Origin of the sequence: Streptomyces roseirectus, assembly GCF_014489635.1 — a bacterium.
In the GTDB taxonomy this organism is placed as follows: Bacteria; Actinomycetota; Actinomycetes; order Streptomycetales; family Streptomycetaceae; genus Streptomyces; species Streptomyces roseirectus.
In genome coordinates this window covers 4,475,549-4,488,131 of record NZ_CP060828.1, presented here as the reverse complement: position 1 = coordinate 4,488,131, position 12,583 = coordinate 4,475,549, and the positions used below count along the sequence as shown (strand labels likewise).

Annotated in this window: 12 protein-coding genes; 11 read left to right on the top strand and 1 reads right to left on the bottom strand. The window is 72.3% G+C overall.

Annotation, left to right across the window (positions count from 1 at the left end; translation table 11 throughout):
• Positions 1 to 48: 48 nt before the first annotated feature.
• The 10 genes from IAG44_RS18515 to IAG44_RS18470 all read left to right on the top strand — a co-directional run bounded on the left by IAG44_RS18515 (position 49) and on the right by IAG44_RS18470 (position 11,017).
• Positions 49 to 462, top strand: coding sequence for a DUF3151 domain-containing protein (locus tag IAG44_RS18515; RefSeq protein WP_187748211.1), 414 nt, complete (start codon positions 49 to 51; stop codon positions 460 to 462).
• A gap of 200 nt (positions 463 to 662) precedes the next feature.
• On the top strand, positions 663 to 1,502 hold the full coding sequence (locus tag IAG44_RS18510; RefSeq protein WP_187748210.1) for a tryptophan 2,3-dioxygenase family protein: 840 nt from the start codon (positions 663 to 665) through the stop codon (positions 1,500 to 1,502).
• Positions 1,495 to 2,694, top strand: coding sequence for a kynureninase (kynU, locus tag IAG44_RS18505; RefSeq protein ID WP_187748209.1), 1,200 nt, complete (start codon positions 1,495 to 1,497; stop codon positions 2,692 to 2,694). Before IAG44_RS18510 ends, kynU begins: the two co-directional genes overlap by 8 nt.
• A gap of 245 nt (positions 2,695 to 2,939) precedes the next feature.
• On the top strand, positions 2,940 to 3,854 hold the full coding sequence (locus tag IAG44_RS18500) for an alpha/beta hydrolase (protein WP_187748208.1): 915 nt from the start codon (positions 2,940 to 2,942) through the stop codon (positions 3,852 to 3,854).
• A gap of 274 nt (positions 3,855 to 4,128) precedes the next feature.
• On the top strand, positions 4,129 to 5,118 hold the full coding sequence (locus tag IAG44_RS18495; protein ID WP_187748207.1) for an alpha/beta hydrolase: 990 nt from the start codon (positions 4,129 to 4,131) through the stop codon (positions 5,116 to 5,118).
• On the top strand, positions 5,111 to 6,523 hold the full coding sequence (locus IAG44_RS18490) for an acyltransferase family protein (protein WP_187748206.1): 1,413 nt from the start codon (positions 5,111 to 5,113) through the stop codon (positions 6,521 to 6,523). Before IAG44_RS18495 ends, IAG44_RS18490 begins: the two co-directional genes overlap by 8 nt.
• A gap of 4 nt (positions 6,524 to 6,527) precedes the next feature.
• On the top strand, positions 6,528 to 8,129 hold the full coding sequence (locus tag IAG44_RS18485) for a sensor histidine kinase (RefSeq protein WP_187752750.1): 1,602 nt from the start codon (positions 6,528 to 6,530) through the stop codon (positions 8,127 to 8,129).
• Positions 8,126 to 8,815 carry a response regulator gene (locus IAG44_RS18480; protein ID WP_187748205.1) on the top strand — a complete coding sequence of 230 codons (690 nt, stop codon included), beginning with the start codon at positions 8,126 to 8,128 and terminating at the stop codon, positions 8,813 to 8,815. Before IAG44_RS18485 ends, IAG44_RS18480 begins: the two co-directional genes overlap by 4 nt.
• A gap of 128 nt (positions 8,816 to 8,943) precedes the next feature.
• The gene (locus IAG44_RS18475) at positions 8,944 to 10,320 is read left to right on the top strand and encodes a sensor histidine kinase (RefSeq protein WP_187748204.1); all 1,377 of its coding nucleotides are present in this window, start codon (positions 8,944 to 8,946) and stop codon (positions 10,318 to 10,320) included.
• Between the two features lie 25 nt (positions 10,321 to 10,345).
• Positions 10,346 to 11,017: a response regulator gene (locus tag IAG44_RS18470; protein WP_187748203.1), complete on the top strand. Its 672-nt coding sequence runs from the start codon at positions 10,346 to 10,348 to the stop codon at positions 11,015 to 11,017.
• Between the two features lie 60 nt (positions 11,018 to 11,077).
• On the opposite strand, the gene IAG44_RS18465 is transcribed toward IAG44_RS18470, so the two are convergent.
• Positions 11,078 to 11,509, bottom strand: a complete 432-nt coding sequence (locus IAG44_RS18465) for an ATP-binding protein (RefSeq protein WP_187748202.1) — start codon at positions 11,507 to 11,509, stop codon at positions 11,078 to 11,080.
• Positions 11,510 to 11,724: 215 nt separating this feature from the next.
• Between IAG44_RS18465 and IAG44_RS18460 the strand changes: the two genes are divergently transcribed.
• Positions 11,725 to 12,576, top strand: coding sequence for a helix-turn-helix domain-containing protein (locus IAG44_RS18460; protein ID WP_187748201.1), 852 nt, complete (start codon positions 11,725 to 11,727; stop codon positions 12,574 to 12,576).
• The last annotated feature ends 7 nt before the right edge of the window (positions 12,577 to 12,583 follow it).

Genomic DNA, 12,583 nt, shown 5'->3' with positions numbered 1-12,583 from the left:
TCCCAGGGTGGCGGGCTCGGCGCTGTCCGGGGTGACAGACTGGAGGCCATGACGATTCACGAGAACCTTCTCGGGGGCCCGCCCCCGACCCACCTCCCCGACGACCCCGAGCCGCGCGAACTGCTCGCGAGCGGCACCCCGGCCGCCGACGTCGCCGCGAAGTACCCGACGTCCTCGCTGGCCTGGGCCCGGCTCGCCGACGAGGCGTACGAGCGGGGGAGCGTGGTGGAGTCGTACGCGTACGCCCGTACGGGATACCACCGGGGCCTGGACTCCCTGCGCCGCAGCGGCTGGAAGGGGCACGGCCCGGTGCCGTGGGAGCACGAGCCGAACCGCGGCTTCCTGCGCGCCCTGCACGGGCTCGCCCGCGCGGCCGGGGCGATCGGGGAGCAGGAGGAGTACGAGCGGTGCACGCAGTTCCTGAAGGACTCCTCGGCGACGGCGGCGCAGACCCTCGGCTGACGGACGTGGACTCGGGGCGGTACCCGTAGTACTCGGGTAGGGGCTCCGGGTATCACAGGGGTGGCCCGTCCGGTCGTGCGACCAGGCGGGCCTTGCCTTTTCGGCGGACGATCGAAGAGGATGCCCGGCGGGGACCGGGGCCCCCGTGTCGGTAACGGCAGGGGCGGACCGCTACCCGGAGCAACACACAGGAGACAGCGATGTCCCAGGAGGCTCACGAGGCTCACGAGCCCGAGACCCCTCATCTCGACTTCGCGGGTACGACGCCGTACGAGGACTACGTCCGGGCGGACGTGCTCACCCACCTCCAGCACCCCCTCTCCGACGACCCCGGAGAGATGGTCTTCCTGGTCACCACCCAGGTCATGGAGTTGTGGTTCACCGTCATCGTCCACGAGTGGGAGACGGCCACGAAGGCCCTGCGCTCGGACGACGTCCCGGTCGCGGTCGACGCGCTGAAGCGCTCCGTGCGGGAGCTGGAGGCGCTGAACGCCTCGTGGCGGCCCCTCTCCCAGCTGACGCCCGCGCAGTTCAACTCGTACCGCTCGGCCCTCGGCGAGGGCTCCGGCTTCCAGTCCGCCATGTACCGCAGGATGGAGTTCCTGCTCGGCGAGAAGTCCGCGTCGATGCTCGTCCCGCACCGCGGAGCCCCGCGCGTGCACGCCGAGTTGGAGAAGGCGCTGCACGAACCCAGCCTGTACGACGAGGTGTTGAGACTGCTGGCACGCCGCGGACACCTGGTCCCGGACGAGGTGCTGAACCGCGACGTGTCCCTCAGGTACGAGCCGTCACCGGCGGTGGAGGAGATCTGGACGGCCCTCTACCAGGGCGACCAGAACGCCGAACTCGCCCGGCTGGGCGAGGCGTTGACCGACGTCGCCGAACTGGTGTGGCGCTGGCGCAACGACCACCTGGTCGCCACCCGGCGCGCGATGGGCGCCAAGCCCGGCACCGGCGGCTCCGCCGGGGTGGCCTGGCTGGAGAAGCGGGCCCGCAAGAACGTCTTCCCCGAGCTGTGGACAGCGAGGTCCCATGTCTGAACTGGCCATCGCCGCACAGGAGTTGGACGCCAAGGACGAACTCGCCGCGAAACGCGCCGAGTTCGTCCTCGACGACGGATCCGGCGAGCCGGGCGTCTACCTCGACGGCAACTCGCTGGGCGCCCTGCCCGCCGCCGTCCCCGACGCGGTCGCGGACGTCGTCCGCCGCCAGTGGGGCGAGCTGCGCATCCGCTCCTGGAGCGAGAGCGGCTGGTGGACGGCGCCGGAGCGGATCGGCGACCGGATCGCCCCGCTGATCGGCGCGGGCCCCGGCCAGGTCGTCGTCGGCGACTCGACAAGTGTCAACGTCTTCAAGGCACTTGTGGCCGCCCGGCGGATGGCGGGAGCGGGGCGGGACGAGATCGTCGTCGACGCCACGACCTTCCCCACGGACGGCTACATCGCCGAGTCCGCCGCGAGGATGACGGGGTGTACGGTGCGCCCCGTCATACCTTCGGAGGTCACCGGCGCCCTCTCCTCCCGTACCGCCGCGGTCCTGCTCAACCACGTCGACTACCGCAGCGGACGGCTGCACGACCTGCCCGCGCTGACGTCCGCGATCCACGCGGCGGGCGCCCTCGCCGTCTGGGACCTGTGCCACAGCGCGGGCGCGCTGCCGGTCGGGCTGGACGAGCACGGGGTGGACCTCGCGGTCGGCTGCACCTACAAGTACCTGAACGGCGGCCCGGGTTCACCCGCGTACCTCTACATCCGCCGTGACCTGCAAGGGGAGTTCGACTCCCCGCTGCCCGGCTGGAACTCGCACGCCGAACCCTTCGGGATGAACCCGTCCTACCGGCCCGCGAGCGACGTCGTCCGCGGCCGGGTCGGCACGCCGGACATCCTGTCCATGCTCGCCCTGGAGGCGGCCCTCGGGGTGTGGGAGGGCGTGCCGATCGAGGCCGTGCGCGCCAAGTCCCTTGCCCTGACGGACTTTTTCCTCACGTGCGTCGAGGAGTACGTCCCCGCCGGCCGGGTCGAGTGCGTGACGCCACGGGCCCACGCCGAGCGCGGCAGCCAGATCGCGCTGCGCTGCGACGACGCGGACGACGTCATGAAACGGCTCATCGCGCGGGGGATCGTGGGGGACTTCCGGTACCCGGACGTCCTGCGGTTCGGATTCACGCCGCTGTACCTCGGGTTCGCGGACGTGGAGCGCGCGGCGCGGGAGCTGCGGCTGGCTCTCAAGTAGCCCTGTCGTACCCGTAGTACGAGCGAGGGGCGCATCGCACGGATACGCGTGGTGCGCCCCTCGGTACGTTCGGTGCGAGGCGAGGGGGTGTCATATCCGGGCAGAACCGTTTACCCCTCACCCAGCGTTACATCCACGTGTCCGCGCACGTCACGGGCCTGATACCGTCCCCGCCAGCGGACGGATTCGCAGCCGTCCTCACCCGCCTGGTCGTCAATTCCATTTCGTTGCTGAGAGGTTGGAGCATGCCGGACGACGTCGCCGCAGCCCGGACCGCCGCCGAGGAGCAGTCTGCCTTCTCACACGCGCCCGTCGCCCCCGACACCACCACCGCCTACGGCGACCACCCCGACCAGGTGATCGACTTCTACGTCCCCAGAGGTACGGGGGGTACGGGGGTCCTCGCGCCGCTGGTCGTCGTGCTGCACGGTGGCGCCTGGCGCGCGCGGTACGACCGCCAGCACGTGACGCCGTTCGCGGACTTCCTCGCCCGGCGGGGCTTCGCCGTCGCCAACGTCGAGTACCGGCGCGGGGAGTTGACCGGCGAAGGCCCCGGCGGAAACGCTCCGGCAGGTGACGGCGAGGGTGCGACGCCGGTCGCGGGACGCTGGCCGGACACCTTCGACGACGTCGCCGCCGCGCTCGACGCGCTCCCCGGCCTCGTCCGCGACGCCCTGCCGATGGCCGACCCGCGCCGCACGGTCCTCACCGGCCACTCCGCCGGCGGCCACCTCGCGCTGTGGGCGGCGGCCCGGCACGTCCTCCCGGCGGACGCGCCCTGGCGCACGGCCCGCCCCGCGGACCTGCGGGGCGTCGTCGCGCTCGCGCCGATCGCCGATTTCGAGGTCGCCGAGAAGCTTGGCGTGTGCGGTGGCGCGTCCGCCCAACTCCTGGGTGGTGAAGGGAAGTTCGCCGAACGGCGGCCGTACGCCGACCCGGCGCTGCTGCTGCCGACGGGGATCGCGACGACGCTGGTGCAGGGGCGGACGGACGAGGTCGTGCCGATGGCGGTCGCCGACGCCTACGCGGACGCGGCGGCGAAGGCGGGGGAGATGGTGGGGGTGACCCTGCTGGAGGACGTGGGGCACTTTCCGCTGATCGACCCGGTGGCGGACGCGTGCGCGGTGGTGGTCGAGGAGATCGCGCAACTCGCCTGGTGATACTGGGAGTTGATGAGATGGGGTGAGTGCCGGGGTGCGTTTCCCCTGACCGAGGCGCGCCTTCCTTGGCCGGGGCCGCCGTCCTCGGTCCGGGCCCCCGCCAAATCCCGGACCCCGTCATACCCGTAAACGGGACCCCCGTCATACCCGTAATACCTGAGAGCTACGTGGGAGAACAGCTCTCCGGCGGGACGCGGACCACGATCGCCGATCCGTAACTTCCCATCCTGTGAGGCCCGACAACCGGGCGAACAGGACGGGGAGGGACACGGCGATGCGGTTCGGCGATGCGGAGAAGACGCGGGGAGGAGCGGGGCGGCGGCTCCGCGCCCTCCTCGCGGTCCTGGTCGTCGCCTCGGTGGCCGTCCCCCTCAGCGCGGCGGCCCGCCCCGACATCCCCGCCCCCGCCCCGGCGGCACAGGCACCGCTGACGGCCGCGACACTGCAGAAGACGTACGCGGTCAACCGGGCCAACGCCGAGCGGGCGTCCGAGATGGCCCGCGACGGCGGCGACCGGCACCGGGCCGAGGCCGACCGGACCCTGGCCGCCTCCGACAAGCAGCTCCTCCACTTCGACGGCCGGGGCGAGGGCCGGGCCACGGAAGTGCTCGGCGACCTCGCCCACGCACACCGGATCGCCGTCCTGGTCCCCGGCTCCGACACCACGCTGGACACCTACGGCCGCTTCCACGCGGGCGCCGACGCCCTGTACCGCAGGCTCACCCGCGAGGCCCCGCCCGGCACGGGCGTGGCGGTGGTCGCCTGGCTCGGCTACACGACACCGGCCACGATCAGCACGACGGTCCTGACCACCGGCCGGGCGGACGAGGCGGCGCCCGAACTGCGTGCCTTCGTCGCCGGACTGCGCGCCCTCACCGGCCCGGACACCGGGCTCAGCCTCCTGTGCCACTCCTACGGCACGCTGGTGTGCGCCCGAGCGGCCTCCGGCCTGGACGCCGACGAACTGGTCCTCCTCGGCAGCCCCGGCACCGGCGCGGACACGGCGGCCGGCCTGCACACCAGCGCCCGCGTATGGGCGGCGCGTGGCACGGACGACTGGGTGGCGGACGTCCCGCACGTCAGCGTGGACCTGTTCGGCACGACGATCGGCTTCGGCACGGACCCGGTCTCCGCCGCCTACGGCGCCCACGTCTTCGCCGCCGGAGACGGCGGCCACAGCGACTACTTCACCCCGGGCTCGGTCTCGCTGGCCAACCTCGCCCGGATCGTCCTCGGCGAACCGACGGAGGTCACCGGTGCCTGACACACGTGATCCGCGCGGAACCTGGCTCGGCCGGACGGCCGCCCGCATCGACGCCGCCACGCCCCCGCACCGCGACCGCGCGGTGGACGCCCTGCGCGCGCTGGCCATCGTCGGCGTCGTCCTCGGCCACTGGCTCGTCACCGCTCTGGTCGCCGACGGCCACACCCTGCGCGCGTCCAGCCCGCTGGCGTCGATGCCGTGGCTGGCGCCCGTGTCGTGGACGTTCCAGACGCTTGCGGTGTTCTTCATGGTGGGCGGGCATGTGGCGACGCGCAGTTACGCGTCGGCGCGGGAGAGGGCGCGGGACGCCGGCGGAGAAGGGCGGACCGCCGGCGCGGGGCACACGCACGGCGGTGGCGCGGGCCCGCGAGGCGGCGCGTACGGGTACCGGCGGGGCGTCTACGTCCCCTGGCTGCGGGCCCGGCTGGCGCGGCTGTTCCTGCCGGTGGCCGCGCTGGTCGGGGTGTGGGCGGTGCTGGCGGTCTGCCTGCTGCTGGGCGGCGCGTCGCTCGTGACGGTGCACACGGTCGTGAAACTGGCGCTCTCCCCGCTGTGGTTCCTCCTGGTCTTCGCGGTGCTGACGGCGGCGACGCCGCTGCTGGCGCGGCTCAACCCGCTGTGGCCGCTGGTGGTGGTGCTCCACGTGGACCTGGTCCGCTTCGGACTCGGCGGCCCGGCCTGGCTGGGCTGGGTGAACCTGGCGGCGGGCTGGGCCGTGCCGTACACACTGGGCGCCGCCTGGACGCGGGGCGAACTGGAGCGGCCGCGCGCGGGGTGGGTCCTGCTGGCCGGCGGGGCGGTGGTGACGGCGGTGCTGGTGCGTTGGGGCGGCTACCCGGCGTCGATGGTGGGGGTGCCCGGCCAGGACGTCTCCAACCTGAACCCGCCGACGCTCGCGGCGGTCGCCTTCGGGCTGGCCCAGTGCGGACTGGCCCTGCTGCTGCGCGGCCGGCTGCGGCGGGCGATGCGCCGGCCGCGCACGTGGGCGGCGGTGGCCCTGCTCAACCTCTCGGCGATGACGGTGTTCCTCTGGCACCAGACGGCCCTGATGGCGACGACGGCCCTGGCGCTCCCCGCCGGCCACCTGCCCGGCCTCCACACCCGCCCCGACACCCTGGCCTGGGTCCCCCACCGCCTGCTGTGGCTCCCGGCGTTCGCGCTGGCGCTCGCGGTGTGCTGGGCGGCGTTCCACGGCTGGGAGAACCGGCCGGGCCGGCGCGGGGACGGCTCACGGGTCGTACGGACGAAGGGGGCCCCGAGGGCGGGGCGTGCCGTCAACCGGCCGCCGCGTCCCGACCGTGAGCCACCAGCGGTGACACGGACGTCCGTGTACCTGCGAACAGGCCGGAAGCAGGGGCTTCCGTGCCCGGAAACATCTGCTCGGAAGGGGATCGGCGGTGCATAGGGTGATGCGGGTGACGGGGTTGGAGAAGCAGGTGGAGCGCGTACTGCGCGGGACGCCGGGCGAGGGGCGGGCACGCCGCGCACTGTGGACGACCGGGGCCGGCGCGTGGCCGGTCCGGGCACTGAGGGGGCTCGGGCAGGACCTGTGGCCGACCCGCCCGGCGCCGCTGCCGCCGTCGGTATGGCTGCGCTGGCTGCCGCACGGCCTGGTGTGCCTGGCGGCGATCGTGGCGACGCTGGCGAACGTGGACCAGTTCGACACCCGCTATCGGCTGGGCGTCGAGTTCGGCCTGGTGTGCGCGCTCGCGCAGGGCGTGGCGCTGGTCGTGGCGCTGTGGTGGCCGCTGCACGGCTGGTGGCTGTCGCTGGTGACGACGGGAGTGGCGGCCCTGGGGGCGCGCAGCCGGCTGCTGATGCCCGAAAGCCCGGCCGGATTCCCGGACTTGGCGGCGCTGAGCGCGGGCGTCTACTGGCCCTGGGGCGTTCCCGGTCTGGTCGTCCACGCGCTGGTCCTCTTCCTGCTCGCCCTGCGCGTCCCCGCGCGGGTCTCGGCACAGGCGCTGGCACTGACCGCGCTGGCCACCTGGATCGTGGAGGGCGTGATCGGCGGCTCGCGCTATGTGCCGAGCGGTCCCGTGGCCGTCGCGGTGTTCCTGGGCGCCGTCCTCCTGGGCGCGGCCATGCGCGGCCGGCGCGAGGCCCGCAGCCAGCTCCTCGAACAGACCGGCATCACGGCGGAGGAGCGCGCACGGCGCACGCTGCTCGAAGAGCGCAGCAGGATCGCGCGGGAGTTGCACGACGTGGTCGCGCACCACATGTCGGTGATCTCGATCCAGGCGCAGGTGGCCCCGCACCTGGTGGCGGATCCGCCGGAGGAGCTGAAGGAGAACCTGGCGGGCATCCGGCAGAACGCGCTGGAGGCGCTGGCCGAACTGCGCCGGGTGCTCGGGGTGCTGCGGTCGGAGAGCCCCGAGGACACCGACGGCCCGTACGGGCTCGGCGTGGCGACGGGCACCGCGCCGGACGCCCCGCAGCCCACCCTGGACCGGCTGGACGGGCTGCTGGACAACACGCGCGCGGCGGGGCTCGACGTCGTCAAGGTGGTGACGGGCGAGCCGCCGACGCCGCCGTACCCGCCGGGCGTCCAGCTCTCGGCGTACCGAATAGTGCAGGAGGCGCTGAGCAACGTGCTGCGGCACGCGCCGGGAGCAGGCGTGACCGTGGAGATCGGGCACCAGCGGGAGGGCGTGCTGGTGAGCGTCACCAACTCCCGCCCGAGCCGCCCGGCCGACCCGTCCCCCGGCGCGGGGCACGGACTGCTGGGGATGCGCGAGCGCGCCGCGATGCTCGGCGGCCACCTCGTGGCCCACCCGAACCTGCACGGCGGCTACGTCGTCTCGGCGTTCCTGCCGAGGGACGGCGTCCGCGTGGACGTGCCCGAGGCCGACGAGACGGTCCTGGACGGACTGACGATCACGACAGGCCCGTCCGAAAGCTCACTGTTCAGGCTGGAACTACCAGGGGCTCCCGCGAGGAACGGGCAGGGCGACGACGACCCGCGCCCGCCGGGACCCCCGCACGACGCGACAGGAGACGAGAAGACATGACGAACGGCAAGACGAACGACACGACGATCCGCGTCCTCATCGCGGACGACCAGCAGATGGTCCGGCAGGGCTTCACCGTCCTGCTCAACACGCACCCCGGGATCGAGGTGATCGGCCAGGCGGTCGACGGCCTCGACGCGGTCGCGAAGGTGGAGGAACTGGCCCCGGACGTCGTCCTGATGGACATCCGGATGCCCGAACTCAACGGCATCGAGGCGACCCGCAGGATCACCGCCTCGCGGCCCGACCTGAAGGTGCTGGTGCTGACTACCTTCGACCTCGACGAGTACGTGTACGAGGCGCTGCGCGCCGGCGCCTCCGGGTTCCTCCTCAAGGACGCCTCCGCCGACCAGCTCGCCGAGGCGGTTCGGGTGATCGCGGCGGGCGACGCGCTGCTCGCGCCCGGCATCACCCGCAAGCTGATCACCGAGTTCTCCCGCATCAACGGCAGCCCGCGCGCCCCCGAGAGGGCACGCCTCGACGAACTCACCGAACGGGAGACGGAGGTGCTGTCGCTGATCGCGCAGGGCCTGTCCAACGCGGAGATCGCCCGCCACCTGTGCGTGGCCGAGCAGACGGTGAAGACCCATGTGGGCCGGATCCTGATCAAACTGGGGCTGCGGGACCGGACCCAGGCAGCGGTGTTCGCGTACGAAGTGGGACTCGTGCGCCCGGCGGCCCGCTGAGCGGCGGCCGACGCCGAACGCCGGGACCGGGCAGGTATCGGGGGATCCCGTAGTACTTGAGACGGACCCGGCGGAACCCCTCTCAGTGGTGACGACGGCGATCAAGACCCCGCCCTACGGTGGTGAACGTGACCGAGACGACGCAGACCACACGGACGCAGCACACGGATCCGCAGAACGCGTACGGCACTTCGGCGGACGGGGCCCACCAGCCCCGCAGCCCGGAGGCCAGGGCGGCGCTGGACGCCCTGCGCGGACTGCGCAAGGACCTCATCGACGACGCCTTCGCCTACCGCCCCCTGCCCAGACTGGGCGACGACAGCCCGCTCCTGCGCCGGCTGAAGGGCCGCAGGCGGGAACACGCGGCCTGGGCGTGGCACGGCCTGGTCGTGGCGGGCGGCCTCATAGCGATGGCGAACGCGTGGACGGACGCTCGGGGCGGCTCCCTGAACCTGCTGTGCGGGCTGCTGGTCCTGGCGCCGGTGCTGCTCACGCTGGTCCGCCCGGCGGGCGCGTTCTGGCTCTCCCTCGCCTCGACGTCGGTCGTCGCGGTGGCCGGCACGTCGTACCGGCTGTGGCCCTGGGAGGCGAGCTCCTTCGTCTCCCACCTGCTGGTGCTGACGGTCGTGGCGGTCCGCACCCGGCCCAGGACGGCGGCCTGGATGTGGCTGCTCACGGCGGCGTACGGCTTCGTCTTCGAGACGTTCTTCAGCTGGACCCACGAGGGGTACGGCACGGACACGGGCCTCATGCTGGTGCTCTCCGCGTTCGTCCTGCTCGCCGTCACGATCTGGCACACCCGCAGGCAGGCGGAGCGGGAGGTCACGGCGCAGCAGACGGTGACCGAGCACGAGCGCTCCCGGCGGACGCTGCTGGAGGAACGCACCACGATCGCGCGGGAGTTGCACGACGTGGTGGCGCACCACATGTCGGTGGTGGCCATCCAGGCGGAGGCAGCCCCCTACCGGGTGGAGAACACCCCGCCGGAGCTGGCGAAGGCGTTCGAGACGATCAGGGAGAACGCGGTGGCGGCCCTCACCGAGCTGCGCCGGGTGCTGGGCGTGGTCCGCGCCGAGGACTACGAGGTGCCGGAGGCCCCGCAGCCGACGCTGGCGGACCTGGACGCCCTGCTGGCCAACGTCCGGGAGGCCGGCCTGACAGTGGAGAAGGTGACGACGGGAGCGGTGCGGGAGCTGCCCCAGGGGGTGGAGCTGTCGGCGTACCGGATCGTGCAGGAGGCCCTGAGCAACACGCTGCGGCACGCGCCGGGGGCGAGGGCGACGGTGGAACTCGGGTACGTGCTCGGGGGCCTCGGCGTGCGGGTGGTGAACGGTCCGGGGACGCACCCGTCCCTGACGAAGGTGCAGCCGGGCGAGGGGCACGGGCTGGCGGGGATGCGGGAGCGGGTGGTGATGCTGAACGGCGAGATGACGACGGGCGCCACGGACGACGGCGGCTACGAGGTGGCGGTGTTCCTGCCGGTCGCGGGCCGGGACAGCGACTGAGCGCGGGACGAGCGGGGAGACGGGCATGACGATCAGGGTGCTGGTGGCGGACGACCAGATGATGGTGCGCGAGGGCTTCTCGGTCCTGCTCAACGCGATGCCGGACATCGAGGTGGTCGGCGAGGCGGTCGACGGGCGGGAGGCGGTGGAGAAGGTCCGCGAACTGGCGCCGGACGTCGTCCTGATGGACATCCGGATGCCGCGGCTCAACGGGATCGAGGCGACGCGGGAGATCGTGGCGGCGGACGGGTCCGCGAAGGTGCTGGTGCTGACGACGTTCGACCTGGACGAGTACGTGTACCAGGCGCTGCGGGCGGGCGCCTCGGGGTTCCTGCTGAAGGACGCCTCGGCCCGGCAACTGGCGGACGGGGTACGGGTGGTGGCGTCCGGGGAGGCACTGCTCGCGCCCTCGGTGACGAAGCGGCTGATCACCGAGTTCTCCCGGCTCGCCGACAGCGAGAGACCCCGGGTCCCGCAGAGCGCCCAGGCGGCCTACGGGGAGCTGACGGAGCGGGAGACGGAGGTGCTGGTGCTGATCGCGCAGGGCCTGTCCAACGCGGAGATGGCCGAGCACCTGGTGGTCGCGGAGTCGACGGTGAAGACACACGTCAGCCGGGTCCTGGTGAAGCTGGGGCTGCGGGACCGGACACAGGCGGCGGTGTTCGCGTACGAGACGAGGCTGGTGGTGCCGGGATAGCGGCCGGCGGATCACGGTCCGGCCCAGTGGGGCGGGGCGGCCAGCACGGGGGTGGGCTCTCTACGCCGTCCCCAGCTCGCACCACACGTACTTCCCCCGATGCCCCTGCCGTGTCAGCGGCTTCCACCCCCACACGTCCGCGCAGTACCGGACCAGCGCAAGCCCTCGTCCATGCTCCGTCAGCTCGCCGAACTCCCTTGTGAAATCGGGGGGTTCGGGGTCGGTGTCCCACGCTCCGATCCGCAGTGCGCCCGCGTCCCGGCAGATCCTGAGGGTGGCGGGGCCATTGGTGTGGCGGAGGGCGTTGGCGAGGAGTTCCGTGGCGAGGAGTTCGGCGGTGTCGACGAGGTGGATGAGGCCGTAGAGGGTGAGGGTCATGCGCAGGGTGCGGCGGCAGATGGAGACGGCGCGGAGGTCGTTGGGGATGTCGACGGCGTACTCCCAGGTCTTGTCGTCCGGGGGGAGGGTGAGGGAGCCGGGGGTTTCGGGCATGGGGGAACTCCAGTTCGTGGAGGGGTGGTTGGGGGAGGGTGGCAGTGCCGCGTCCGTCATGGCAGGGCGGAGCGGTGCGCTTCCGGTCCCCGGGTGCGGGGGACTTGTTCCGCGTCACTGACGGTATGGCAGTAATTAATGCCGTCGCAAGCGATTGTCGTAACCTGACACCCGAAAGGGGCACACCGGTCAGGGTGTTGAGGACGGGAGTTCGCATGCCGCCCAGGAGTAATCCCACCGCGCGTCAGATGCGTCTGGGGACGGAACTGCGCAGGTTGCGCGAGGCCGCAGGGCTGAAAGCGCGGGATGCGGTCGCGTTCCTGAACTCGACTTCGGCGCAGATGAGCCAGGTGGAGTTGGGTATCGCGGCCATCAGCGAGGAGAGGGTGCGCCGGCTGGCGGCCTTCTACGCATGTACCGACGAGGCGTTGATCGATGCGCTCACGGCGATGGCGACCGACCGCACGAAGGGTTGGTGGGAGGAGTACCGGGGGGTGCTGCTGCCGGTGTTCCTGGACACCGCCGAGGTCGAGCACCATGCGACGTTCCTGCGCGAGATCGTGATCACCCGCATCCCGGGCCTCCTTCAGACGCCGGACTATGCCCGAGCGGTGTTCGAGTACATGAACCCTGGGCTCCCCGAGGACGAGGCGGCCATGTGGGTGGAGCATCGGATGCGCCGGAGGGTCGTCATCGAGGGGGACGCCCCGACACCGTACGAGGCGATCATCCACGAAGTCGCGTTGCGTCTCCGAGTCTCCGACCGGAAGGCCATGCGTTCCCAACTCCAGGAGATTCTTGACCGAGTTGAGAAGGGACACGTCACTGTGCGAGTCATCCCGACCGATCAGGACGGCTTCGCCGGATCGGGCGCCTCGATGATGTACGCGGGAGGCGCGGTGCCTCGATTGGACACCGTGCTGCGGGACTCCCCGACAGGCGTCGCGTTCCTTGATGCCGAAGCCCAACTGGAGCAGGTGCGGGCACTGATCCGTAGGGTGGAGAAGGCGTCGCTGGACCCCACGGCGTCGCGCGACTTCATCCATCGGTTGGCGAAAGAACTGTAGAGGCACC

Excerpts from the sequence above, each read along its gene's own strand:
- IAG44_RS18515 (WP_187748211.1), top strand. The coding sequence starts at position 49 with ATGACGATTCACGAGAACCTTCTCGGGGGCCCGCCCCCGACCCACCTC.
- IAG44_RS18510 (WP_187748210.1), top strand. The coding sequence starts at position 663 with ATGTCCCAGGAGGCTCACGAGGCTCACGAGCCCGAGACCCCTCATCTC.
- kynU (WP_187748209.1), top strand. The coding sequence starts at position 1,495 with ATGTCTGAACTGGCCATCGCCGCACAGGAGTTGGACGCCAAGGACGAA.
- IAG44_RS18500 (WP_187748208.1), top strand. The coding sequence starts at position 2,940 with ATGCCGGACGACGTCGCCGCAGCCCGGACCGCCGCCGAGGAGCAGTCT.
- IAG44_RS18495 (WP_187748207.1), top strand. The coding sequence starts at position 4,129 with ATGCGGTTCGGCGATGCGGAGAAGACGCGGGGAGGAGCGGGGCGGCGG.
- IAG44_RS18485 (WP_187752750.1), top strand. The coding sequence starts at position 6,528 with ATGCGGGTGACGGGGTTGGAGAAGCAGGTGGAGCGCGTACTGCGCGGG.
- IAG44_RS18480 (WP_187748205.1), top strand. The coding sequence starts at position 8,126 with ATGACGAACGGCAAGACGAACGACACGACGATCCGCGTCCTCATCGCG.
- IAG44_RS18470 (WP_187748203.1), top strand. The coding sequence starts at position 10,346 with ATGACGATCAGGGTGCTGGTGGCGGACGACCAGATGATGGTGCGCGAG.
- IAG44_RS18465 (WP_187748202.1), bottom strand. The coding sequence starts at position 11,509 with ATGCCCGAAACCCCCGGCTCCCTCACCCTCCCCCCGGACGACAAGACC.
- IAG44_RS18460 (WP_187748201.1), top strand. The coding sequence starts at position 11,725 with ATGCCGCCCAGGAGTAATCCCACCGCGCGTCAGATGCGTCTGGGGACG.